The following is a 24627-nucleotide window of genomic DNA, read 5'->3' as shown; positions in this document are numbered from 1 at the left end:
GTGTGAAGCCGGTAAGGCGATATTGCGGCGGGGAAGCGCGGGAGTTGCGGATTCCGACGATTTACCGGACGGCATTCCGATCAAAAACCGGACGCGATTGGAGTGTACCCCCAGACTGAGACAAGGCAAATCGCGGACAGTTTCCCTGCAAGAGAGGAAACTGGGGCATGGCCGGACGGCAAAGGGTTATTGATGAGGACCAAAAGCTGGAGCTTCTCAAGCGCATGGAGGCGGGCGAAACCGTCAGCAAGTTAGCCGACGAGGTTGGCATCAGTCGCCAACGACTTTACGAGTGGCGTGATCACCTCAGGCGTCGTGGTAATCTGACGTCACGTCGGCGCGGCCCGGCCGGCCAGATCGATAACAGGAGTTGACGGGGCCGCGCAGGTGCAGAGCGCAGTCGACACGCCGGCACCTCAGGAAAAGGCTCTGACCAAGGCCAGGCGCCGGATCAAAGAATTGGAGCAGAAAGTCGGGCAGCAGCAACTCGATCTCGATTTTTTTCGCGAAGCCTTGCGGCATTTCGAGGAAGATCATCGTCGGAGCAGCGCTCCTGGCGAAACGGGATCTTCAAAGTCATCGAAAAGATGACGACCGGCCTGTCGGAAGGCGAATTCAACATCGACAGAATGTGCTGGCTCGCTGGGGTCAGCCGCGCGAGTTACTACCGTCATTGGCTGGATTCAGCGCCTCGGCGGGCCGAGACAGGTTTGCGCGATGTCATTCAGAAGATGGCTCTCGGCAGCGCGCACTACGGCTACCGCCGGATCGCAGCCCTGCTGCGGCGGGAGGGGTGGCAGGTCAATCACAAATGCGTTCTACGGATCATGCGGGAAGACAATCTGTTGTGCTTGCGCGCAAGCCCCTTTGTTCCTGTGACGAAGACGTAGGTTCTTCCATCGCACTTAGGCACGATTCCATTCGGAAAGCAGTTGTTGCGCATAGACTCAATGTTGCTCGTACGTTGGCATTCCTACAGATACGCCAAAAGACCGGACCAGTCGGCCGCCAGTGGCTCCCCGGTTCCGGGCGACGTTGAGTTGTGCTGGATGGCCGTGCAGTTCGAGAAACACAGCTGTCAGATCCCTCGAGGGCCCACTTCACTGATTTGGCGCCAAAGGGCGCAGGTTCGGATTGTCGTAGAGCGACCGGCCGATCATCACGCCGCTCGCCGCTCCTAAGGAGCTAAGACGCTCTTCCGCAACGTCCTCGCTTGATACCCTTCCGCACTTGTGCCGATAGGACCGCAGTTCGCTTCATACAAAGGTATCTCGGTATCGTCCCAAGCCGCGGGCGCTTGGCGTTCGGCTATGCCCCAATGTCCGACAATGTCGGATACGCGCCACAGCAGAGGGGCTTAGTCCCGTCGACGAAATGACTTTCTCGTTTGGCACGGTACGTGCGTGGCTTCTGCGAACACGTCATGGTCCAAGGAGAAGTCGTTTCATGCCGCCCGTGCGGCGATGAGCATCCAGGAAGTTAAGTCTTCTGCAAAAGGCATCAAGGCTTGGCTGGTGGAAGACCATACGGTGCCGCTCATCGCCATCAGCTTCGTTTTCGACGGCGGCACCACCCAGGACCCGTCAGGCAAGGAGGGGCTCGCCAATCTGATGGCCCCCCTGTTCAACGAGGGGGCTGGCGATCTCGACAGCGATGCCTTCCAGACAAAGCTGGACGATGCTGGCGCCTTGATGAGCTTCGAGGCGCAACGCGACGGCATCTATGGCTCGATTGCAATGCTTTCCTGGCGGAAGGATGCCGCTTTCGACCTGCTGAGGCTCGCTGTCAACAAGCCGCGCTTCGACCAGGAGCCAACCGACCGGATCCGCGCTCAGATCCTTTCCGGCATCATCGGCAATGAGCACGAACCGAACGCAATCGCCGAGCGCGCATGGTTAAGCGCGCTCTACGGCACGCATCCCTATTCGAGGCCGAAAGAAGGCACAAAGGCGGGCCTGGCCAGCATATCACCGGCCGATCTCAGCGCCTTCCACAAGGCGGCTTTCGCCCGTGATGGGCTCCATATTGCCGTGGTCGGCGACATCGATGCAAACGCGCTGAGTGAAAGGCTCGACCAGTTGTTCGGCGAACTGCCTCAGATGCAGGCGCTCGCCCCAGTCACCGATGTCATGCCGAAGCTCGGCCAGCAGGTCGAGGTGAACTACGACCTGCCGCAGACCTCGCTGCAGCTCGCTTACCCTGGTGTCACGCGCGATGCGCCGGAGTTCTACGCCGCGGTGCTGATGAACGATATCCTCGGCGGCTCGGCCTTTACCTCTCGCCTGTGGGATCAGGTGCGCGAAAAGCGCGGCCTGGCCTACGGTGTCGGCTCCGCTCTTGAAGACAAAGAGCATTCCCAGGCGCTGCTGGTTACAACGGCGACGCGCTCAGACCGCGCCGCCGAGACGCTCAGCGTTATCCGGGACGTCGTCAAGCAGATGGCAGAGCACGGACCGACGGCGACTGAGCTGGCGGCGGCTAAGAGACATCTCATCGGCGCCTTTGCCATCAACGAGCTAAATTCCTCCGCCTCAATTGCAGCCACGCTCGTCTGGCTGCAGTCCAGCAATCTCGGCATCGACTACATCCAGCGCCGAGCCGGCCTCATCGATCAGGTGACGCTCGATCAGGTCAAGGCGGCAGCGAAGAAGCTTCTTTCGAGCGAGCCCGCCATTATGGTGGTCGGACCGCCGCTGGGGGCCAAAGGATGAGTCCAGGAGCTCATTTCGCTTTCCTTCTCGTGGAGCGAAGTCCGATTTGGGACTGACGATTTTAGAGGCCCGCCGAGCGGTTTGGCGGGCCGGCGAGACTTTGCCGGTTCAGGCGGCCCGTGCGAATTGTGGCCAGCTTCTTCTCATGCCAGTCTCTCTTCGGGGATAGTTTACGCCGATCGTGGCTAGCAGATGTGGCGCACGCTGCCAAAGGGCCCGCGTGCCGGTGCGGATCCAATTTCCATTGTTCAATTTTCGCCGAACGAAACCACGAGCTTCGACTTGGAAACTCCGGGAGTTTCCCCTTTTTCGGTTGCGTACATTGGACCACCAGCTGTCCGGCCGAGGCCCTATAAGCAACCCATCGGCGTCGCGCAATAAACGCCGCTCTGCGCTTCATATGCCCGCTACGTTGAGGAGGAACCCGGTATTGTCCCTGTGCCTGCCGATGATCCGTCACCTGAAGTCCCCGACCTGTTTGGGCCTATCGATCGCCTGCCTGCACCCGGAACGTCGATCGACTGGCGGACATTTGAGGTCCTCAATCTATCGACCGGCGAAGTGCTGGCAGAACTCCCCGACATGGGCGTGGAGGAGATACGTGCTGCGATAGACAAGGTCTATGTCGCGCAGCCTGGATGGGCGGCTCTGATGGCACGTGAACGCAGCGATGTTCTGTGGCGATGGCATCAGTTGATAATCGACCACACCGACGACCTTGCCGGCAGTCCCACGGCGGAGATGGGCAAGCCGCTTGCCGAAGCCAAGTCTGAGGTTTCGCATGCGGCCGCATACCTGCAATGTTATGCAGAGGAGGCCAATCGCATTTATGGCGAGACGATCTCCGCACCATCGACGGACCGTCGGATGCTGGTGATCAAGCAGCCCATCGGCGTCGTTGGCACGTCACGCCATGGAATTTTCCGGCTTCGATGGTGGCGCGCAAGATCTCGCCAGCCCTGGCGGCAGGTTGCACGATCGTGCTCAAGCCCGCTAAACAGACACCGCTCGTCGCTGGCGCAATGTTCGCTCTCGCCCATTAGACTGACTTCCCCGAAGGCGTTGTCAACCTGATCTATTCCTCCGAAGGTGATGCGGTCGGCCGCGAACTCTGCGCCAATCCCGCCAGTGCTGGACCAGATCAAAGAAGGTCAGCCTCGAACTCGGCGGCAATGCCCCTTTCATCGTCTTCGACGATGCCGACATTCGACTCTGCGGTTGACGGCGCGATCCAGGCAAAGTTCCGCAACGCTGGCCAGACTTGCGTTTCAGCGAACCGCCTTTACGGTCGCCAACAGATAAGTGCCGCACTTTCTCCACGAATTTCTCGATGAACTCATCGTGAACGCTCGATTGGACGTCGTCCGGCATGCTGGGACGCGGAGCAGTACCACCCGATCGCCGGATCGCACCGTGACGGCAAGTGGATCGGGCGAACCTGCCTCGGCGATGAATCTCTCGGCGATCGCCGGGTTCAGGCCGGGATCGCGCATTGCTGGACGAGGGCAGCGTCGATTATGGGCAGCTCCATTTTCATCTGTTGAAGGCTGTGACGAGCGGCAGGCCGAAAAGCCGCGCCCAGGCGATCGTGCTCGCGTTCTGGATGGCGACGATGGTGGTGCCGGCGGTCCACCAGCCATTGCCGGTGCGACGATCGCGTCCGTGCTGCAGGATCGGCCCGTAGCATATCAGCGGCGCGATCCGCCGGCCGGCGAGCTCGACAACGGGATTGGCGAAGAGATGCGCTCGGGCGCCGCCGCCCTGCCCCAGCCAAAGGCGTTTACGATGAATATCTTCTCTCCCGCCCGGGAGGATTATCTGTACATCGCGGTCTCCTCGCCAGAAACTCAACGGGGAGCCCCGTTCCAAGCTGTCAACGGCAACTGAGCTCCCCGAATTCAACATTCCTTGCCCTCGCCGGTCAGGAACAACACAACGACCAGAAATCGAACTGCGCAGACGCTCTGGAAGGTGACGTGTGCAGCTCTGTGCGGAGGAGGAGATAATGAGGAAGAGAAGCTTCGATTATATTATCGTGGGAGCCGGAGCTGCCGGTTGTGTGCTGGCCTGTCCGCAGATTCCACCAAAACCGTAGCCTTGGTCGAAGCGGGCGGAAGCGACGAGAATCCGCTCGTTAGCATCCAACTGGCTTCTGGCTGTCACCTGGATCTCGGCCGGTACACTGGAATTTCCATTCAGAGCCCCAGAAGCACATGAATGACCACGTTCTTTATTGGCCGCGCGGTAAGATCATTGGCGGTTCCAGCCCAATCAATGGGTTGGTCTATATCCGTGCTGTCGAAAGCGACTATTACCATTGTGGACAACTAGCAAACAGGGGTTGGTCATAAGAGGCATGCCTGCCTTTTTTCAAGAAGTCTGAATGCTGGTTTGGCGGCAACAACAATTATCATGGAAATGACGGGCCGTTCAAAACTACGCGGTATGGCATCAAGCATCCCTTACAGTTCGCATTCGTAGCGGCCGGGACGCAGGCTGGCTATCGCTACAACAACGACTTCAATGCTGGCGATCAGGAAGGCTTTGGTCCGGTTGATTGCAACATCTACCAAGGTCGCCGTTGCAGCTCCGCGCACGCATTCCTTCGTCCGGTCGAGAATCGGCCGAATCTGACTATTATAACTGAAGCTCTGAAATCACGGATATAATCATCCGTGGAAAGCGTGCGATCGGTGTCGAGTTCTTGAAAAGCGCGAGAAGCAGACCATCGAAGGCCACCGCCGAAGTAATTCTTGCCGCTGGCGCCGGTTAATTCGCCGCAGTTGCTTCAGATTTCAGGTGTCGGTTCGGCCCGGCCACCTCCAGAGGATCGGCGCGAAGGTCGTACAGGAGCTCCCGGGGTTGGCGAAAACCTGCAGGACCATCTTGTCGCTGGCATTAAGCAGAAGGTCACGCGCCGATTTCGTTCATGCGGGGGAACTGGTCGCTCCCGATATTCAGGTGCACATGACGAACATGATGTACACTGACAACGGGCGAACGCTTTCTCAAGGAGCACGGCTTGATGCCGTACTTCAACCTTTCGCGCCCGGAAAGCCGCGGGTACATCCGGGCGCGCACGGTAAGTTCGACAGACCATCCGGAAATCCAACCCAACTACTTCGAGAGGCAGGCTGACATCGATGTAATGCGGGCGGCGTTCCGCCTTTGCAGAGAGATAGTCGATCAGCCTGCATTCGATCATTGTCGCGTGCCGACGAGCTTTCACCAGGCCGTGAAGTCAAGTCCGACGCGGATATTGATGCTTGGCTGCGCCAGAAGATCAGGACGCTTGTCCAGCGTGGGATCGATGAAGGCGCTACCCTCGTTTGCGGGTGAATGGGACCGGTAACAGGCTTGGGAGAAGGCTACTACATCAACCCAACTGTATTCGCCGACGTTACGCCGTCGATGGTGGTTGCGAAGGAGGAAATCTTCGGACCTGTTCTCGTTATCATGCCCTTCGCAGACGAAGAGGACGCAATCAAAACCGCGAATTCGAGCGAGTACGGGCTCGCTGCATATGTCCAGTCGAGCGATCTGAACGCAGCCCGTCGTATCGCTGGACGGCTCCAGGCCGGACGCGTCGAGATCAACTATCCCGCTTGGGATTATGCTGCACCCTTCGGTGGGTACAAGCGTTCCGGGACTGGTCGTGAATACGGTAAGTGGGGCCTAGAGGAATTCCTCGAGGTCAAGGCCATCGCTGGTGCTCTCGCCTGAGTCGTCTCCGGACGGTCAGAGAAATAGCAAGAGCATGAACCGGGCAATGAAACACCTGGCCTCGGTTAGCTTTTCTGCTTGGTGTAGGACTTTCGCTTTCCAACGGCGCACATGCTTTAGACAAGCGGCCCGAAGAGCTCGCGGCGAAGCACAAAACCTTCCGAACAGTTGGCCGTTGGCGAGCAGACATGAGGCCATGAAACCGGCGATGACATAGACGGTCTCCGCGTCGATTTCCAGCCGGCGGATGGCATTAAGCGCCCCGTTGTAGTTAGTTCTATGCGCCTTCAGGAATTCCTCAAGCGCCCGTGCCTCGGTGAGATAGCTGTTGGTGCTTCCATCAACCCGACGGGCACACCCTCCGACTTGGCTTAGAATTTCTTTAGCTCGTCCTTCTTCACGCCCACCAGGCGGCCGCGGTCGGTGTAGAAGTTCTTCAGGTGAACCTGTGAAACGAAATGATCGAGTGGCATCAGCCGCCGCCTTTGTTGCACGCGATCTGAATCGCCGCGTCCCGCCAACCCCAGTTGCCCTGCAAATAGGTATCGAGTGTTTGGCCATTGGGGAATAGCAGCTCACCGCCAAGCGCGTTCAAATCTCCCCACCATATCGCCGACCCTGACGGTTCTTCATCGCCAAGCAGTTCGACAACGGCATATCCGTCGTCGTGATCCACGACGACCATGCCGCCGTTCTTGGATACGAAGATCACTGTGTGCCCGAAGTGCCGTTCTGGCTGGCTGATGCCGACGCGTTCGCCTACCGCCAGACTACCCCGCTCAGGAGCGCGACGCCGGCAGCACTCCCATCTCCTTGAGCAACCGGCTAGCGCCGTCGATCTTGTCCATGGTCCAGAGTATGAAGCGACTGTCGACATGGATGCTGCGATTGCGGTCAGCGTCGGGGGCCCAGTCCGAGATCACGCCCTCGAGCGTGCCGTCGAAGGCGAGACCCACGAACTCGCCGCGCCCGTTCAGCGTGGCCGAGCCGCTGTTGCCGTTGGTGATGTCGGCGGTGGACATGAAGTCGACCGGCAACGTGCCCAGCGCCGGCGCGACATAGGGGCCATAATCCCGGGCCCGGATCGCGGCGACGGCGGCGTCTGGCGCATCGAACTCGTCCTTGCCAGTGTGCTTGGCCAGAAGTCCCTCAGCCGTGGTGAATGGCGTCCAGATCTGCCCGTCGCGCGTTCGCCCCGACACCTTGCCCCAGGTGAGACGCAGCGAGCCATTCGCGTCGGGATAGACGGGCCGACCGATCGCCTTCCGATAGGCAAGCAGACCCTGCATATAGGTCGCGCGCGCCGCCTGCGCGCGGCCGGCGCGGTCCTTCGCCGCGCGCTCCGCAGCTATGTCGCCGGGATAGAGCGCGACCGCCAGCTTGATGAAAGGATCGTCCGACGCCTCGAAGGCAGCAGCGGGCTTGTCAAGCCAGCCGAGCCGCGTTGCCGTGTCTGCGAGTTTGGTGTCTGCATAAAGTCGGTCAAGGCCAATTTGGTCCAAAGCGCTTTCGAACGCAGTATCGCGGACCTTTGCGTCCAGCCGGCGATATTCGTCGAGTGCGGCCTCGAAAAGCTTTCGATCGATGTCTGGCAAATAGCGGCGTTCGATCTGCGTCAGCTGATCCGAGATTTCTTTACGGTCACGATCCTGAAAGCCACTTTCACGGTCTTCATCGGCCTTCTCGTGCTCCTTTGTCCAGCGATAGAGAGTGCGTGCCGATGACAGTAGTTGCGCGCGATTGAGCAACGCCTGGCGCAGCCTCGCCAGCGAAGCCCGGCTATTCTCGCCCACCATCCCGTCCAGTTCGCGGATTGCTGCGTCAAAGCGCGTCTGCCGCACGGGATACTCAGCGACCCAGGCGCGAAAAGCTTTCTCCTCGATGGCCTTGCGCGCATCGAGGCCGATCGCGTCGGCGCCGGCTAGATCGCCCGCCAGCTTCTTCTTGTAGTTTTCCACGCCTTGTAGCATGGAAGCGTAGCGGATCTGCGCTTCGCGATTGCCTGCCGTGGCTTGGTTGATCTGAGCGGCATAATCCGAGAGCAAACGCTGGGACATTGGTTCATAGTCGGCGAAGTTGAACCGGACTTCATCCGCGGTGAGGAACCGCTGGGTTGCGCCGGGAAAGCCGGCGACCATCACGAAATCGCCTTCTTGGACGCCTTCACGGGCTATGGGCAGCCAACTCTTTGGCCGGTAAGGCACATTGTCACGCGCATAGGGCCGGGAGGAACCATCAGGAGCGACATAGGCGCGATAAAAGCCGAAGTCGCCCGTGTGGCGCGGCCACATCCAATTGTCCGTTTGACCGCCGAAGTTGCCGATGCCGAGCGCGGGCGCGTAGACGAGGCGCACGTCCTCAATTTCAAGCTTCTGCTGGAGGTAGTAGAAGGCGCCGCCATAATAGGGCCTCACGTCGCAGCGGCGATCGGGCTGTTCTTCACATGCAGCGATTAGCGCCTTGCGGTTCGTGTCGAGCTGCTCATGGCGGGCAAAGCCGCTCAGCATGTCCGAGACGCCCCTAAGCATTTCGGCGGTCACATCCCGCACATCCTCGATCACATAGATGCGGCTGGCGGGCGCGGCGGGTAATTCTTCACCCAGGCTCTTCGCCAGAAAGCCGTTGGTTAGATAGTCTTGGCTCTCCTTGCTGTTGTACTGCATGGATGGGAACACGCAGTGATGATTGGTCGCGACCAGTCCTTGCGGGCTGACGAAGGAGGCGGAGCATCCGCCCAGTGATACGATCGCGTTAAGCGGGGCAGCGTCCAGTCGGCTCAGCTGCGCGGGATCGATCTGGAGCCCATCCGCGCGCATGGCCGCGCCGACTTCCGCAGTCTGGCCCGGCATCCACATGCCTTCGTTCGCCGATGCAGCGGTGGCCGTCCAGAGCAAGGCGATGGCACTTACCCAAGCAACCATATCAAATTCGCAGTTCATACTGGTGTCTCTCCCATTCTATCTACTGTCTCCGCCGACTGGATCAATGAGCTTATCGGGCTGGCCGGCGACGCCAGCGCCTGCGCGGCTGGCTGGGTGAAGACTGAGTGGACGGTCAACGCAAACATGTCTGGGTGACGCTCCCCTCACATCGTATCGGTTCTGTGCAACGTTTGCGGATCATCCGCTGCACTAATCGTGCCAAAGGAATAAAGCTTTCCACGACCCAAATGGTAAGCTGCCTTCCATGTCCGACCTCCGACATTTCGTCGTAGACCCGACACCCTCGTCCTCGTTAGCGACAAGCCCGCTGCCGAACGGCCGTCGCCTGTCCATAATCTTGAGAGTGCGTGCTATCGTTTCTGTTAAGCATGCGGTGTTGCGCGAGGGCGAGGGTGCGAGGAGTGCCCGGACTTCACCTGGCCGCAAATCCGCTCGGCCGACTATGCCGGAGCACTGCGTTCGTAGCCGAGCGGCGTCTCAAGCTCCTCACGCGGGGGGCTCGCTGCTGTTTGAGGTCAAGCTCCTCCTGATATTTTTCCGGACCATGTCGCCCCGCGGGTCACTCGCTTCTCTTCGCGGTCGACGTTAGGCCGCCGCATGATGGGGTCAGTAGAGCGAGGCCTCTCAATCTGTTGAACGACGTTGGGAGAGTTCGTCCCAGGATCGTGCCTGCTAACGAGATCGCCTTGCCCATCGTCCCCACGGGAACGATCCGGATCACGCCCCTTCGGGCGGAATCAACTCCTTCTTCGTTGGTCCGTTATCCTGTATTTCATGCCGATACGGGGACGGGTACCTTGCCGAAGCGGAATTCTGTCGCGTCGCTCCACATGCGATGCAGGATGACAGCGAGCTTGCGGGCATCAGCAACTCGGGCTCGAGCCATACCGCGCCGCTTGGCCACGTTCATACCCCACGCCCTGAGGCTCGACCATTTCTTGCTGAGCACAAGCAGCGAATGAGCCGCCTCATAGAGGGCCGTGCGGGCGAGCTCGTCACCGCATCGGCTTTCCTTACCCTGAATGTCCGTCTCGCCAAATTGATAGCGTGCCGGGCCAGACCCAGATGCGCTCCGACATCCCTCGATCGGCGAAAGCGGTCCGGCTGATCGATCGTGGCACGATAGGCGAGCGCGGTAATGGGTCCCACACCTGGAACGCTCATGAATCGCCGGCAGACTTGCTCCCTGTGGGCGATATTGAGGACCTGGTTTGTCAGTCGCACGAACTCGCGCAAGATCGCGGCCACGATCGCCAGAAGCGGCTCGACAAGCGCCATGATGACCGTATCTGCGCCAATCAGTTCGCGCACGCGATCGGGGAAGGCTGCACGCTTGGAGTGCCGAGCTTTATGCCGGTCTCCCGCAGAATCGCCCTGACGACATGGAAACGGTGGCTGCCGAAAAGCACCGCCACCTTGCCAGGCCGTTTAGCTGCCCTGCAAAACATCCAACCTGCCGTCCGCCCGACCTAGCTGTTGTCGAGGCCGATATAGCCTTCGCGCACGCCGGCCGCGAAGTCAGAAAGCAGCGAGAAAACTGAATGCCTTTTGCCTTGAGCTCCTGTACTGCAGCCGTGATCTTCGGATGGTCGGGCGCGACCATGGCGATCGCGTGGCAGCGGCTGCCAAGGTCCTTAAGAAGCCCGTTTAGGTCCGAGGGCGAGTCCGAACGCGTAAATTCGATGAGCGGAATGCCATGAAAGGACTTGGCCAAGCTGCCCGAGTGGCCCGATCAATGACAGGCTGAGACGGCATAGACGGACGTCTTCCATCGGTCTCACGATCAAAATAGTTCAGACCCGCCCCCATTTTCTGGCCTCCGGAGGTCAAGACAGATCGGTCTCGGTCCCCATCCGACATCTCCTGTCGCCTTTGTCGGGTCGGCCACACAAGTTTATTCAGCCAATTTAATATTTTTGCCAAATGTTAAATAGCTGAAAAGCAATCATAAAATTTCCTTTTCGATCCACCCGGCCAAATTGGCACGAGTTTTGAAACGATGGGTGCGAGGCGCCGGGATCTGCCGACCGGACTTCAAGTCGCGGGTAGCCGCTATGGATGGAAAGAAGGAAGGAAAGCAACATGTCAGGTCTGCGTCAGATCGCATTCTACGGAAAGGGAGGCATCGGCAAGTCCACCGCCTCAAAATTACGCTCGCTGCCCTGGTCGACCTCGGACAGAAGATCCTCATCGTCGGCTGCGACCCGAAAGCCGACTCCACCCGCCTGATCCTGAACGCAAAGGCAGGATACGGTTCCCTCCCTGACAGGGAGGCCGATAAAGGCTTGGGGCGAGCTCGATCCGCGGGAGGCCCTTTAACGCGCCAATCTTTGCTTCAGTCTTCTGATTGTCAAAATGTCGCGCTTTGAGTTTGCGCCCGATGACCGCAAAGACGAAGCTTTACGAGATCGCGGCAGGGCGATTCAAGGGCGCGCTGCTCGGCGTCTCCTCCGACGTTCCCGGTATGGGTGAAGCGTTGAAGGAGTGGAGGGCATCAGGCGTGTCCGGTATTGTCAGTTCTGGCCGCTATACAAGTTCCGTTCGACTTGACGATCGCGAAACGGATGCGATGGCGGACAATTCACAAACTAGCACAAGGAAATCCTTACATGAGATCCTCACCGAAAGAGACCGCCACCGCGGCCATCCCGATTCATCGAGTGCATCCCCCGTCTTTCTGGAAGGGGATGATCCTTGCTGCGACCGTGGTCGTCCTCGTACCGAGTAGTCAGGTTTCGGCTGAGGACAAGGGGGCATGCCTTGCTTATAAGAACGGGAAGATTGAGTGCGCGGATACAGAACTTGAACCGCACGAAGTTTGGGGAGAATACCACACATGTGCCTATTATCACGGCGAAATATCTAACGAATGCATGCAAATAATGAGAGAGCGGCACCGGGAGAGTCGCCGCGAGAATCCACCGCGCCGAGCTTTGAGGGCAGTCGTTGACGAGGTCAGGAGCCCGGTAAGACCCGCGACAGCCGGGCAAACCGTTCACCACATACATCTAGCAGCCTTAGTTGGTTGGGAGAGCAAGGAGATGGAAGAACTTGCAGCCTCAGTTGGCTGGGAGAGCAAGGAGATGGAAGAACTTGCAGCCTCAGTTGGCTGGGAGAGGAAGAAGATGGAAGAACTTCCAGCGGGAACAAAGTTCAACCACGCTAATAGGGATGGGGTGTGGGGCGGTTCGGGGCAAAGCGGGCACACGGGCGAAGCAATTTGGATGACCTCAGAAAACGATGTAAACGCGGCACGCGGCTATGCAGGTAGTTCTGGAAAGTACTTTGTTATCGAGGCGCAAAAGCCCCTCAAATTAGCGGTCATGGATGAGCAGGGTACTCAAGTGCATTCTGACGAACTAGGCGCATGGGCTACCTTGGCGCAGAGATACGGCTTGGATGGAGTGAAGACGGAATATGGAATCTCGTACGAGGTGATTTTATTTGACAGAAGCAAGATTGCACCTGTGGAAGAACGTGGTTTCGATTAGCACAGACGCCAGCGCACGACGCCATCGAGATAGGTGCCGTCTTCGTTGAAGCGGATGAAGTTTGTGAGTTCGGTCATTTTCTGTCTCCTGAGTTTGCGTTTCCCGAAGGGAAAGCCCCTTTCGGGCGAAGCCTCCCCGGTCTTTCCGGGGGAATGGCCTCTGACATTCCCCCGGACAGAGGGGGGAGGGCGAGAGCCCACCCCACGGCGGCGGGCGGGACTGTCAAGTGGCGTGGCGCGGAAAGTGGGGGATCTTCTCGGGTCCGCTCGCGGACTGGCGCGGAAGATTTTCCACCTTCACGGGCCGCTTGACCGGCCTGGCCGGCGACGGCCCGGGGAGGGCCTCAGTGCCGGATGCGTGAGCAGCCGCTGGACAAGCGATCGTTACCGGGATCGGCGGAGACGCAGGCCGGCTTCGTGCCCTCGGCATAGAGCGCGGCCGACCAGTACGGGGCGGTGGCCCTTCTCCTGATTCACTGCCGGCTGAAGGCCGTGTCATTCCGTTGCAGATTTTCCCGAGAAATGCTTATTTTAGGTGAATACACGGCGAAATCGCCGGTTTCAGCGCGTGGGTGGCCGTCAATACCGGTTGACTAAGGGGCCACTCGACACTATGTTGAGAGCTAACAACTAACCCAGCATCCTGAGAGACATGCGCTCCGGGCGGTTGGGGGAAAAAGCCGGCGCAAGCCGGTTTTTTTATGTCTTGGGAGCAAGGAGTGCCAGCGTTACGAACAAGAGTCTACATCGACGGCTACAATCTCTACTATGGTTGTCTTCGCAAGACCGCATTCAAATGGCTGGACGTTCTCACCCTGTTCGAAACGGAAATTCTGCCGTCGATCCTCTACCGGGCAGCGCCGGACGCCGCGCCGGCGACGATGACGCTGCATCCCGGACTGCGCGATCAAATATTTCACCGCCAAGATCATCGAAAGTGCCGCCAAGGGTGAGGATTCCGTATCGTCCCAGGCCCAATATCACAACGCCTTGACGACGCCTTGCGGTGGTCGGCTATCTTTCGTGATGGGCAATTATTCGCTCTACAAGGCCAACCAGCATATTGTTCCAGCCGACGATCCGAAGCGCTGGCCACGCGATTGCGACAAGATCCAGGTCTGGAAGCTCGAGGAGAAGCAATCGGATGTGAATCTGGCGCTTCATCTCTATGACGACGCCCTGAGCGGCGACGTCGACCAGGTGGTCCTCGTCACCAACGATACCGACCTTACGCCGGCGTTGGAGATGTTGCAGGCCGTTGCCCGCACATCGTCCGCGGCTTGGTGATCCCGACGCGCAAAGTCGGCGCGGACGGGGATCTCGAGCGCGAGGCAAATGTTTCGCTGTCGAAGCTGGCCCATTGGGTCAGGCGGCATATCTCCGATGATGAGTTGCGGAGGTCGCAATTACCGGATGTCGTCCGCGGGCGTCGGCGGGCCAGCGTCAAACCGTATTCATGGTATGCGAAACCGCGTCACCTCGCGAAGATGTTGGAGCCATCCGGTTCTGCGCACCGAAGGCGAGGTCCTGAAATGGGCGCGCAGAGAGAACGCGCATCTCGGCGGCCGTCGGCCGATCGATCTGATCGAGACGGATGCCGGCGCGGTCGAGGTCTTCGACTACATCGAAGCCTATATACGCGAACAGCTCGACAAGGCTGGCGATCAGGACGATTTGTCCTCAAAATCCTGAATTTCACGGGTGGGAAGGGAGTGCGAGGAATGAGGCTTCGGGGCATCCCTCGTCCGGCACGCGCCGCTTGGATAGCGGTGAGGGACAGGCAAACGGCAAGCATCGGTCGCCAAGGCTCTTCATCTTGCAAACACAAAGGGACCGAGCGCGGGGGCGTTGCGCGGCCTATTGCGGCGGCGCATGTGCTTGCCTGCTCACGGCTTCAGCGCCGCCATCCTTTCGCCGAGGAGCCAAAGGGCTTGTTGAGCTTGATATCCTGATCGATGCCGTTCACGGCGCGGGACTTCACACGGCGCGGCCTGCCAAGATCGTCGCGGCCCACGCCACGCAACCCACCTTTGATGAGCACTGTTGCATGGATCAGACTTTGGGCGAGGCAACCCTATCCACTGCATTTTCATGCAACGCGCTCGAACTTGGGCCGGCCTAGTTCTGTCATCCAGTTAAGAACACGGACGCCAATCTTTGCTTCAATCTTCTGATTGTCAAAATGTCGCGCTTTGAGTTTGGGCCCGATGACAGCCTTCCATCGACCCATCTGGGTCTCAGCGCGACTGCGCTTGTTGCAGCCGGTGGATTTCTGCCATGCCATCCGCCCTTTGGTCTGGATTTCTGCAATATGGCGATCGTGGCAACGGCAGTCTTGGGAGGTGGGATAATGACCTCCACGATCTCACCAAAGCGTGTCGCCAGAAGATCTCGGGTTGGCGTTCCATCATAGGCGCCGTCGGCAATGAACTTCTCGACGGGGCCACCGATCTGGTCCAGAAGTCCTGGTAACGCTGTCGGATCGCCGACATCATCCGCGGTCAGATCGGAACAAACAATCTCACCACTGACAAGATTGAGACCAAGGTGCAGTTTGCGCGATCTTTTGCGTTTGGCCTTGGTTTTGTGCTTGTTTTCCAGCCACTCGCCCTCGCCGGGAAGACCTTCAAGCCGGTGCTGTCGACAACCAGATGGACCGGACCTGATGTTGTGGCTCGGGACTTTGTCGACGGCAACGCCAGCCCTTTGCTCCGGCGAGACAGGGTGGAGAAGTCAGGCACGGCAATATCGAACCCCATCAGCGCCGCGACACTGCAAAGAGTGCTATGGGGTTCGCAAAGCGCGTCGGTCAGCCGAAAGATAGAGGCAGTACGATTCTTTTCGCCGTCGATGTGGACTATCCAGCTAAGCAGATCGATGCTCCATTGTCGCCTACTTCCACGCGATTTAAAGACGAGATCAACGGCACTTTCGTCATCGGCGCGTATGGGAGCGGTGCCGCGCTCTCAAAATTATCGGCGGAGGGACTGATCACGGTTCCATGGACATCTATGTCGCGACTGTTTCTTGGAACCGAGCAGTTTTTCTAATCCAACCGATGGTCTAATCGGTAGGGATCTCCAGAGGTTGCCCATGGCCCTTGGGGTGCGCTATGATCGCAATATCATTCAGGTTCGTCGGAGGGAGATCGGGTCCTTCCAAGTTGAGGCGGGCGAAGGCTCGCCGGCCTAGGATGGCGATCGATAACCGGCTCGTAGACGCGGCAAGCTGGAAACGTTGTCGTATTTTATGTTCGTAGAGGTCTCTGACGTCGATTTCCGGACCATGTAGTGTCTTCCTCGAAATCGGCGAGGGTAAAGTTGTCGCGATATCTCGGGAATCGTTTCTCCACGCTGATGCCTGAGCAAATTCGACTTACTCCGGGTCATAGCCGGTTGCCTCGAAATAGTGCCTGCATTCCTCGGCTGTGAAGTCCGGTTATCGCGGCCATAAAACACGAACCTCTCATTCTGCGGAATCTTGGAAACTCCTTGCTCCAGCCTTCCGGATGGAAGCGGCAAATCACCGAGCGTCTGTTGTCAGGTTCAGGCCAGAATAGTAGGCATGTCCCGCACGGAACGTGATCGAGTGCATATTCTGCAAGTTCGACAATTGGCGTCTGAATTGCCCCCCCGTTTCGATCGGACACCTGGCATAAGCAGAAGGCTCAACAGGCTTGAGGATAGGCTTATGTCCGGGACTATCAGCGCATCGAGGTGATCACCGGCGTCGCCCGCCGTCGGCATTGGTCGACGCAAGCAAAGCTGCGGATCATCGAGGAGAGTTTCGAGCCGGGCGAGACGGTGTCATCCGTTGCCCGGCGCAACGGTGTGGCGCCCAATCTTCTCTACCGCTGGCGCCGTCTGTTGAGCGAGGGAGGTGCGGCAGCAGTGCGTTCGGATGAACCCGTCGTCGGCAGTTCAGAGGTTCGGCGTCTCGAGGAGCGGGTGCGCGAGCTGGAACGCCTGCTCGGCCGCAAGACCATGGAGAACGAGATCCTTCGGGAAGCGCTCGCCAAATCGCAGGCAAAAAAACCGACCTTGCGGCCGCTCTCGCTTCCGAAGGGAGGTTTGCGGTGAAGCGGATCGCCGAGGTGCTCGGCGTGTCACGCTCCAACCTCTTTGTCAGGCGCAGCGGAAGAACCAGGCCACGTGGCGCCTATCGCAAGGCCGACGACGAGGGCTTGCTGCCGCTCATCCGCCGCTTCGTCGACGAGCGGCCGACCTATGGCTACCGGCGCATCACCGCACTGGTGAACCGGGAACTGACGCGAAAAGGACTGCGTATCGTCAACCGCAAGCGGGTGCATCGGATCATGCAGCAGTCGGCCTTGCTTCTGGATCCTCATGTCACTTGGCACTTAATTATGAGAATGCCATATAAACGATTCCAAATGCTTAGGCCGGCACTTAATTTGAGAATCAGCAGTTAATTTGATAATCGCTCTTGGCGCTTACCACTTAATTTGAGAATAGGGCTCTCGGAGTTTTTCCCTGGTGAGCCTCCATGAGCGACCCATTTCCCGACGAAATTGATGAGGCGCTTTGGGATGAAGCGTGCCGGCGTGCGGATGCGATCCGCGGCATTCTAAGGCGCCACTCCGGCCGCACTACGGCCGGAAATGTTGCGGGGCTAGCGGCCGAGCTCGGCCTTAGCCAAGCTACAGCTTACCCCTTGGTCAAGCTGTTCCGCGCCGGCGGAACCGTCCTGTCGCTTGTGGACCGCAAACGCGGGCGGCCGGAGGGTCATCGCACACTGGATGAGAAACGTGAGGAAATCGTCCGGAGGACCATCAACGCGTTCTACCTGAAGCGGACACGACCGACGGTCTCGCAGCTGGTCCGGGACGTGCAGACGAACTGCATGTCCCGGGACTGAAGCCGCCGCATCGCAGAACGATCGTCGCTCGCCTTGAGGACATAGACCTCCAGAAGCTGCCAGGCGACGCGGCGAACAGAAGATCGTGAAGGCGACAACGGCCGTTCCCGGAGCGTTCGGTGCCTCCCGCCCCCTCGAGGTGGTCCAGATCGACCATACCAAAGCCGATGTATTCGTTGTTGACGAGGAGACCCGGCAGCCGATCGGCCGGCCGTGGCTGACCTTGGCGATGGACATCTGCAGTCGGATGGTCACTGGGTTCTATCTCACCATGGACGCCCCATCGCGGTTGTCGACCAGCCTGTGCCTCTTGCATTCCGTCTTCGAGGCGGGCCACGCGCATTCTGCGTGCGTTTTTCTGTCGGGGCCTGCTCGAATTCTGGGCGTTCGGCACTGGCGCAGACCATCGCGGGCTGGAATTGACTTTCGGATCATGCAGGCGTGCTGTCTGGAATGCCGCCCTCTCAGCGACTATTGCGCACGATCATGGTGTTGGGCGCAACGGTCGACCCACAGGCCGGCCCGGCGTTTCTCGTGGCGCCAAATCGAGGTCAGATCGAGTCGTCGCCTCAAGAACGGCGCCCGGTCGTCCATCTGACAAGCACCACCGCGCTCGCCCGGGCTGCGTAACCTGACCAACTCCGCCCGGGCGAACGCTGATGCACTTCCTGTAGCCGCGAACGGTGAAGCCGGCTTGGCGCCCGGCACTGGTCGGGCCCCGCGCGGAGGCAGTAGCCGCGACCTCCATGCGGCCCATCCGATAGGCGAGACGAAGCCCTGAACCGGCAAAGTAGTCGTGGGCAGGATCGCGCCGCGCGGCTGGTGCGATTGCATCGAGCGCTGAGCTGAAGGTCTCTCCCGTCAGGAGGTGTAAGTTGCGCCTTTTGGGCCGAATAGGAACACTGTGACGGCGGCGAGGAACGTGGCTACTGCGCTGTAGGCAAACACACTTGCGACGCCGGCATTATTCACTAGCAGTCCGCCGAAGATCGCGCCCGCTGCGATGGCAAATTGGAACGTTGAGGTCATCAGCACACCGGCGCTTTCGGCTTGCTCGGGAACCGCGCGCAGCACCATCCAAGTCTGTACCCCCACCGGCACCGCACCGAAGCCAAAACTCCATACAGCAACCGCAATGGCCGAGGCGGGGGCCGATGCTCCAGGCATCAGCAACGAGACAGCGGCTAGCGCCATGAGCAGGGGCGGCAGCCCCGCGACTGCCTTGAGGCTGTGTTTCGCCAGGAATGCGCCGGCTAAATTGCCGAAGAAGCCGCATACGCCAGAAACGAGCAACAGCAGCGAGATCGTCTCGATATGGAGCGCAGGGATCTTCTCGAGGTAAACCCGGACATAGGTGAAGCTGGCGAAGTGCCCAGAACCGACCAGCAGTACAACCAAAAGCGCGACCTTGATGGTTGGCTTCTTGACCACATTCAGCAGGCCGCGCAATCCAGACGTTTCAACCGGCGGCAACGTCGGATTGGTTACGAGTTGCACCAGCAGTGTAACGGCATTGACGGCTGCGGCGATCATGAAGGTGGCTCGCCATCCCCAGATGTCGCCGACATAGGCGCCGATTGGAGGCGTGCAAACGATGGCGACCGAAACGCCGGTGAGGATTATTGACATGGCGCGCGGCAGGAGGTGATTTGGAACGAGCCGCATCGCCAGCGATGCCGAAATCGACCAGAAGCCTCCAAGCGCAATGCCGAGCACGACGCGTGCCGCCAGGAAAACCGGCAGCGACCACGCGACCCCCGCCAGAACGTTGGACAGGATCTGAAGCAGCATCATCGTCCACAGGACGACCCTGCGGTCCAGGCGCCTTGTTATGAAAGCGATCGTCGGCGCAGAGATCGCCGCGGCAATCGCCGTCGCTGTCATCGTCTGTCCAGCCGCACCCTCTGTGACTTGCAGTTCATGCGCGAGCGGCGTCAGCACGCTGGCAGGTAAGAGCTCTGCAGCCACCAGCCCGAAGGTGCCCAGGGCAAGCGATATGACCGCGCCCCATGCGGGACGAGTCCGTTGATCCGGCTTTTCTGGGCCGTGCAGAAAAGTCTCCATGAAGCCTCTCGCGGATTCGGTCATGAATAGGCTCGCCAGCTTGGGTGCAACTGCAACATGGGTTTGCTGCATTGACCCGCATTCATGCCAGGACGCCGTTGCCGGCCACGTCTCACGAAGGGAATGTTCATCGCTGCCCGACATGTTTTGACAGCGCCGCGTGCAATATCAGTGCCGGTTTGTCCCAGCCGGACGAAAATGTGATCGTCGGCAGGCGTCGCATCAGGCATGTTCCATGCCCACTTCGCGGGCCAGTCTCGAACCAGCCACGCAACCAGCTACCGAGCACGCACGTCTGATGTCCCGCAGCGGGGCACGCAGCCGGTCGCTTTGCCGCCGCCTGTATGCAGCCAAAAGTCGGCTCTAGCTCCAAGGCCCAAGTTCTTCCGGTGTCGGTCTCGAATCTGACGCCTTGTGTCGGGCAGTGTCGGGTCCGCTACAGGTCTTGTTCCGACAATCACTTGTTTGGCAGCAAACACTTGTTGGAGCTCAGGCTAAGTCGCGGGAGACAAAGGAAAAAATCCCTGTTCGTTATCAGCCAGTCTACTTGGCACGAGTCTTGAGACCGTTTCGGTGTGAGGCAAGAGCTGCCCATCGGCATTCATATTGCGGCCAGCCGCGACGGATGAAAAAGGAAGGAAATCTATAATGTCAGGTCTGCGTCAGATCGCCTTTTACGGAAAGGGCGGCATCGGCAAGTCCACCACCTCCCAAAACACGCTCGCCGCCCTGGTCGACCTCGGCCAGAGGATCCTCATCGTCGGCTGCGACCCCAAGGCCGACTCCACCCGCCTGATCCTAAACTCGAAGGCTCAGGATACTGTCCTGCATCTCGCGGCACAGGAAGGTTCGGTGGAAGATCTCGAGCTGCAGGACGTGCTCAAGATTGGCTACAGAGGCATCAAGTGCGTGGAGTCCGGCGGCCCGGAGCCGGGTGTTGGCTGTGCCGGCCGAGGCGTCATCACATCAATCAACTTCCTCGAAGAGAACGGCGCCTATGACGATGTTGACTATGTCTCATATGACGTGCTCGGCGACGTGGTTTGCGGCGGTTTCGCGATGCCAATCCGCGAGGGCAAGGCGCAGGAAATCTACATCGTTATGTCCGGGGAGATGATGGCGCTCTATGCCGCCAACAACATCGCCAAGGGCATCCTGAAATATGCCCATTCGGGGGGCGTGCGGCTCGGAGGCCTGATCTGCAACGAACGTCAAACCGACCGTGAGCTCGACCTCGCTGAAGCCCTGGCTTCCAGGCTCAATTCCAAGCTCATCCATTTCGTGCCGCGCGACAACATCGTCCAGCACGCCGAGCTCAGGAAGATGTCAGTTATCCAGTATGCGCCGGATTCCAAGCAGGCCGGAGAGTACCGCGCGCTGGCCGAGAAGATCCATGCCAATTCTGGCCAGGGTACCATCCCGACGCCGATCACCATGGAGGAGCTCGAGGACATGCTGCTCGACTTCGGCATCATGAAAACCGACGAGCAGATGCTTGCCGAGCTTCAGGCCAAGGAAGCGGCCAAGGCGGCCGCCCAGTAACGACCGATATTGGTCGCCTCTCGAGTTGGAGCGCCTTGCAAAGAACGGCGCCTCATCGGTGAGGCGTCATCAGACACCTTGAAAGGGGTCCCATGAGCCTGGAATACGAGAATGATGGTGCTCTCCATGCGAAGCTTATCGAGGAGGTGCTATCGCAATATCCCGACAAAGCGGCGAAGCGCCGCAAAAAACACCTGAGCATCGCAAAGAGCGGGGATGAGGCTGGCGGGGAAAGTGAGATCCTTTCCGAATGCGACGTCAAATCGAACATCAAGTCCATCCCCGGGGTGATGACAATCCGCGGCTGCGCCTATGCCGGCTCAAAGGGCGTGGTCTGGGGCCCAGTCAAGGATATGATCCATATCTCGCACGGCCCCGTCGGTTGCGGCCAATATTCCTGGTCACAGCGACGCAATTACTATGTGGGCACAACGGGCATCGACACGTTCGGGACAATGCAGTTCACCTCCGATTTCCAGGAGAAAGACATTGTCTTCGGCGGTGACAAGAAACTGGAACAGATCATCGACGAGATCGAGGTGCTGTTTCCGCTGAACAACGGCATCACCGTGCAATCAGAATGTCCGATCGGTCTCATTGGTGATGACACCGAGGCAGTTTCTCGCAAGAAGGCCAAGGAGTACGAAAAGACCATCGTGCCGGTGCGCTGCGAGGGCTTCCGCGGCGTCTCGCAATCACTCGGCCACCACATCGCCAATGACGCGATCCGCGACTGGGTCTTCGACAAGAAGGACGTCGAGTTCGAGGTCGGTGCTTACGACGTCAACGTGATCGGCGACTACAATATTGGCGGCGACGCCTGGGCCTCGCGCATCTTGCTCGAGGAGATAGGATTGCGCGTGGTCGGCAACTGGTCGGGCGACGCAACACTTGCCGAAATTGAGCGCGCACCAAAGGCCAAGCTCAATCTCATCCACTGCTATCGCTCGATGAACTACATCTGCCGGCATATGGAGGAGAAGTATGGCGTGGCCTGGATGGAGTACAATTTCTTCGGGCCTTCCCAGATCGAAGCTTCTCTACGCAAGATCGCCAAGCATTTCGGGCCGGAAATCGAGGAAAAAGCCGAGAAGGTCATCGCCAAGTACAGGCCGCTTGTTGACGCCATTATCTCAAAGTACCGGCCGCGCCTCGAAGGCAATACCGTCATGCTCTACGTCGGTGGCCTGCGCCCCCGCCACGTCATCACAGCCTACGAGGACCTCGGCATGGTCATCGTCGGCACCGGCTACGAGTTCGCTCACAATGATGACTATCAGCGCACCGGTCATTACGTAAAGAACGGCACGCTGATCTATGACGACGTGACCGGGTACGAGTTGGAGAAGTTCATCGAGGGAGTTCGCCCCAACCTCGTGGGCTCTGGCATCAAGGAAAAATACCCGGTGCAGAAGATGGGCATTCCGTTCCGTCAGATGCACTCCTGGGACTATTCGGGACCTTATCACGGCTATGACGGCTTTGCCATTTTCGCACGTGACGTGGACCTTGCCATCAACAATCCGGTCTGGGGTCTCTACCAGGCCCCTTGGAAAGAACGCCCGCCTAGTGGGCGGGCGATAGCTGCCGAATAGACGCCCTATCCTGGCCTAGTCTCCCCAGAGAGACCATGAACCCCGCGAGCTTGTGAGCCTCGGGATTACCGGAAACGTCTCGACCTATCTGAGCTGCCGAATGGCGCGGCCAGATTACAAAGAGGAATACCAATGCCGCAGTCGGCCGAAAAGATTCTCGACCACGCTCCGCTGTTCCGCGAGCCGGAATACAGGCAAATGCTCGCCGAGAAGAAGCTGAATTTCGAATGTCCGCACCCGGATCAGATCGTTACCGATCAAGGCGAATTTACCAAGACCTGGGAATACCGCGAAAAGAACCTCGCCCGGGAAGCTCTGGTAATAAATCCCGCCAAGGCCTGCCAGCCGCTCGGCGCGGTGTTCGCGGCCGCGGGCTTCGAGCGGACCATGTCCTTCGTCCACGGCAGCCAGGGCTGCGTGGCCTATTACCGCTCGCACCTGTCGCGCCATTTCAAGGAACCTGCTTCGGCGGTTTCCTCCTCGATGACCGAGGACGCGGCAGTGTTCGGAGGCCTGAAGAACCTGGTGGACGGGCTTGCCAACACCTACCAACTCTACGATCCGAAGATGATCGCAGTGTCGACGACTTGTATGGCGGAGGTCATAGGGGACGACCTGCACAGCTTCATCGAGAACGCCAAAGACGAAAACTCAGTCCCGCGCGACTTTGACGTGCCCTTTGCCCACACGCCCGCCTTCGTCGGTAGCCATGTCGACGGCTATGATGGCATGCTGAAAGGCATTCTGGAGCACTTCTGGAAAGGCCAGGAGCGCACGGAAGCCAAGGGAACCATCAACGTCATTCCGGGCTTCGACGGCTTCTGCGTTGGCAACAACCGGGAACTCAAACGCCTGCTCGATGTGATGGGTGTGTCCTACACCTTCATCCAGGACGCATCTGACCAGTTCGACACGCCATCGGACGGGGAATACCGCATGTATGACGGCGGCACGAAGATCGAAGAGGTGAAGGGGGCACTCGACGCCGAGGCGACGGTTTCACTGCAGTACTACAACACCCGAAAAACCCTCGACTACTGCGGGCAAGTCGGGCAGGCCACGGCTTCATTCCATTATCCGCTCGGCGTCCAGGCGACTGACGAATTGCTGATGAAGATCTCGGCGCTTTCCGGGAAGGAAATCCCCGAAGCAATTCGGCTGGAGCGCGGCCGACTGATTGATGCCCTGGCGGACAGCCAGTCCTGGCTGCACGGCAAGAAATACGCGATCTACGGCGACCCGGACTTCGTGTACGCCATGGCCCGCTTCGTCATGGAAACGGGCGGCGAGCCGACACATTGCCTCGCCACCAACGGCACCTCGGCGTGGGAAGCCGAGTTGAAGGAACTGCTTGCATCCTCGCCCTTCGGCAAGGACGCTCAGGTCTGGGCGGGCAAAGACCTTTGGGCTATGCGGTCGCTGCTCTTCACCGAGCCAGTGGACCTGCTGATCGGCAATTCCTATGGCAAGTATCTGGAGCGCGACACCGGCACGCCGCTGATCAGGTTGACGTTTCCAATCTTCGACCGGCACCACCACCATCGCTTTGCGCTCATGGGCTACCAAGGCGGATTACGCGTGCTGACGACGATCCTCGACAAGATCTTCGACAAGCTCGATCGCGAGACGAGCCAGACGGGCGTGACGGACTATTCCTATGACCTCACCCGTTAGAACACACG

At 59.2% G+C, this 24627-nt stretch carries 19 protein-coding genes and 8 pseudogenes; 19 read left to right on the top strand and 8 right to left on the bottom strand.

Features of this window, described 5'->3' with window-relative positions; translation table 11 throughout:
• The first annotated feature begins 167 nt into the window (after window positions 1-167).
• The 4 genes and pseudogenes from AC0L3H_RS12215 to AC0L3H_RS12200 all read left to right on the top strand — a co-directional run.
• Entirely contained in the window at window positions 168-374 is a 207-nt protein-coding gene (locus tag AC0L3H_RS12215) for a helix-turn-helix domain-containing protein (RefSeq protein WP_473585611.1), read from the top strand.
• 213 nt (window positions 375-587) lie between these two features.
• Window positions 588-845, top strand: a pseudogene (locus tag AC0L3H_RS12210) (IS3 family transposase); the annotation flags it as partial.
• Between the two features lie 618 nt (window positions 846-1463).
• Window positions 1464-2711 (top strand): M16 family metallopeptidase, encoded by a 1248-nt coding sequence (locus AC0L3H_RS12205; RefSeq protein WP_473585664.1) that lies wholly within the window; start codon window positions 1464-1466, stop codon window positions 2709-2711.
• Window positions 2712-3159: 448 nt separating this feature from the next.
• A pseudogene (locus AC0L3H_RS12200) lies at window positions 3160-4012 on the top strand (aldehyde dehydrogenase family protein); the annotation flags it as partial.
• On the opposite strand, the gene AC0L3H_RS12195 reads toward AC0L3H_RS12200, so the two are convergent.
• Together AC0L3H_RS12195 and AC0L3H_RS12190 are read right to left on the bottom strand one after the other, a co-directional pair.
• Complete coding sequence (locus AC0L3H_RS12195; RefSeq protein WP_473585610.1) at window positions 3980-4204, bottom strand: hypothetical protein; 225 nt, start codon at window positions 4202-4204, stop codon at window positions 3980-3982. The pseudogene AC0L3H_RS12200 and the gene AC0L3H_RS12195 sit on opposite strands and share 33 nt — an antisense overlap.
• A 40-nt stretch (window positions 4205-4244) precedes the next feature.
• Window positions 4245-4490, bottom strand: a pseudogene (locus AC0L3H_RS12190) (conjugal transfer protein TraB); the annotation flags it as partial.
• A 434-nt stretch (window positions 4491-4924) separates the two neighbouring features.
• Here AC0L3H_RS12190 and AC0L3H_RS12185 point away from each other — a divergent pair.
• From AC0L3H_RS12185 to AC0L3H_RS12175, 3 genes and pseudogenes are all read left to right on the top strand, one after another.
• Window positions 4925-5701 (top strand): annotated as a pseudogene (locus tag AC0L3H_RS12185) (GMC family oxidoreductase).
• 35 nt (window positions 5702-5736) lie between these two features.
• Window positions 5737-6063: a GMC oxidoreductase gene (locus AC0L3H_RS12180; RefSeq protein WP_473585609.1), complete on the top strand. Its 327-nt coding sequence runs from the start codon at window positions 5737-5739 to the stop codon at window positions 6061-6063.
• Window positions 6064-6068: 5 nt separating this feature from the next.
• Window positions 6069-6434 carry an aldehyde dehydrogenase family protein gene (locus tag AC0L3H_RS12175; protein WP_473585608.1) on the top strand — a complete coding sequence of 122 codons (366 nt, stop codon included), beginning with the start codon at window positions 6069-6071 and terminating at the stop codon, window positions 6432-6434.
• Window positions 6435-6906: 472 nt separating this feature from the next.
• Here the strand turns inward: AC0L3H_RS12175 and AC0L3H_RS12170 are convergent, their stop codons facing one another.
• From AC0L3H_RS12170 to AC0L3H_RS12160, 3 genes and pseudogenes are all read right to left on the bottom strand, one after another.
• Window positions 6907-7146 carry a hypothetical protein gene (locus AC0L3H_RS12170; RefSeq protein WP_473585607.1) on the bottom strand — a complete coding sequence of 80 codons (240 nt, stop codon included), beginning with the start codon at window positions 7144-7146 and terminating at the stop codon, window positions 6907-6909.
• Between the two features lie 67 nt (window positions 7147-7213).
• Entirely contained in the window at window positions 7214-9373 is a 2160-nt protein-coding gene (locus AC0L3H_RS12165; protein WP_473585606.1) for a S46 family peptidase, read from the bottom strand.
• A 775-nt stretch (window positions 9374-10148) separates the two neighbouring features.
• Window positions 10149-10761 (bottom strand): annotated as a pseudogene (locus tag AC0L3H_RS12160) (transposase); the annotation flags it as partial.
• A gap of 697 nt (window positions 10762-11458) precedes the next feature.
• On the opposite strand from AC0L3H_RS12160, the pseudogene AC0L3H_RS12155 reads away from it, so the two are divergent.
• The 6 genes and pseudogenes from AC0L3H_RS12155 to AC0L3H_RS12130 form a co-directional block, all read left to right on the top strand.
• A pseudogene (locus tag AC0L3H_RS12155) lies at window positions 11459-11622 on the top strand (ArsA-related P-loop ATPase); the annotation flags it as partial.
• 134 nt (window positions 11623-11756) lie between these two features.
• Window positions 11757-12104, top strand: coding sequence for a hypothetical protein (locus AC0L3H_RS12150; RefSeq protein WP_473585605.1), 348 nt, complete (start codon window positions 11757-11759; stop codon window positions 12102-12104).
• 313 nt (window positions 12105-12417) lie between these two features.
• Window positions 12418-12867 carry a hypothetical protein gene (locus AC0L3H_RS12145; protein ID WP_473585604.1) on the top strand — a complete coding sequence of 150 codons (450 nt, stop codon included), beginning with the start codon at window positions 12418-12420 and terminating at the stop codon, window positions 12865-12867.
• Between the two features lie 718 nt (window positions 12868-13585).
• Window positions 13586-13819 carry a hypothetical protein gene (locus AC0L3H_RS12140; RefSeq protein WP_473585603.1) on the top strand — a complete coding sequence of 78 codons (234 nt, stop codon included), beginning with the start codon at window positions 13586-13588 and terminating at the stop codon, window positions 13817-13819.
• A gap of 73 nt (window positions 13820-13892) precedes the next feature.
• On the top strand, window positions 13893-14153 hold the full coding sequence (locus tag AC0L3H_RS12135) for an NYN domain-containing protein (protein WP_473585663.1): 261 nt from the start codon (window positions 13893-13895) through the stop codon (window positions 14151-14153).
• A 174-nt stretch (window positions 14154-14327) separates the two neighbouring features.
• Window positions 14328-14558, top strand: a complete 231-nt coding sequence (locus AC0L3H_RS12130) for an antitoxin Xre/MbcA/ParS toxin-binding domain-containing protein (RefSeq protein WP_473585602.1) — start codon at window positions 14328-14330, stop codon at window positions 14556-14558.
• Between the two features lie 435 nt (window positions 14559-14993).
• Here the strand turns inward: AC0L3H_RS12130 and AC0L3H_RS12125 are convergent, their stop codons facing one another.
• On the bottom strand, window positions 14994-15467 hold the full coding sequence (locus tag AC0L3H_RS12125; RefSeq protein ID WP_473585662.1) for a transposase: 474 nt from the start codon (window positions 15465-15467) through the stop codon (window positions 14994-14996).
• A gap of 17 nt (window positions 15468-15484) precedes the next feature.
• A pseudogene (locus tag AC0L3H_RS12120) lies at window positions 15485-15613 on the bottom strand (transposase); the annotation flags it as partial.
• Between the two features lie 39 nt (window positions 15614-15652).
• Between AC0L3H_RS12120 and AC0L3H_RS12115 the strand changes: the two are divergent.
• From AC0L3H_RS12115 to AC0L3H_RS12105, 3 genes and pseudogenes are all read left to right on the top strand, one after another.
• A complete protein-coding gene (locus tag AC0L3H_RS12115) occupies window positions 15653-15916 on the top strand; it encodes a hypothetical protein (protein WP_473495259.1) in 264 nt (87 codons plus the stop codon).
• Between the two features lie 660 nt (window positions 15917-16576).
• Window positions 16577-17205, top strand: a pseudogene (locus tag AC0L3H_RS12110) (transposase); the annotation flags it as partial.
• A 167-nt stretch (window positions 17206-17372) separates the two neighbouring features.
• Window positions 17373-17744 carry a hypothetical protein gene (locus AC0L3H_RS12105; protein WP_473585601.1) on the top strand — a complete coding sequence of 124 codons (372 nt, stop codon included), beginning with the start codon at window positions 17373-17375 and terminating at the stop codon, window positions 17742-17744.
• A gap of 861 nt (window positions 17745-18605) precedes the next feature.
• On the opposite strand, the gene AC0L3H_RS12100 is transcribed toward AC0L3H_RS12105, so the two are convergent.
• Complete coding sequence (locus AC0L3H_RS12100; protein ID WP_473585661.1) at window positions 18606-19832, bottom strand: MFS transporter; 1227 nt, start codon at window positions 19830-19832, stop codon at window positions 18606-18608.
• 624 nt (window positions 19833-20456) lie between these two features.
• Here AC0L3H_RS12100 and nifH point away from each other — a divergent pair.
• The 3 genes from nifH (at window position 20457) to nifK (ending at window position 24619) form a co-directional block, all read left to right on the top strand.
• Window positions 20457-21350, top strand: a complete 894-nt coding sequence (gene nifH, locus AC0L3H_RS12095) for a nitrogenase iron protein (RefSeq protein WP_065010720.1) — start codon at window positions 20457-20459, stop codon at window positions 21348-21350.
• 92 nt (window positions 21351-21442) lie between these two features.
• Window positions 21443-22945, top strand: a complete 1503-nt coding sequence (nifD, locus tag AC0L3H_RS12090; RefSeq protein WP_473495261.1) for a nitrogenase molybdenum-iron protein alpha chain — start codon at window positions 21443-21445, stop codon at window positions 22943-22945.
• Between the two features lie 132 nt (window positions 22946-23077).
• Window positions 23078-24619, top strand: a complete 1542-nt coding sequence (gene nifK / locus AC0L3H_RS12085) for a nitrogenase molybdenum-iron protein subunit beta (RefSeq protein ID WP_473495262.1) — start codon at window positions 23078-23080, stop codon at window positions 24617-24619.
• Window positions 24620-24627 lie beyond the last annotated feature (8 nt).

The sequence above is a fragment of the Mesorhizobium sp. WSM4816 genome (assembly GCF_055811535.1).
Note: the sequence above shows the minus strand (reverse complement) of the source record. Positions and strands in the feature narration are given on the sequence as shown.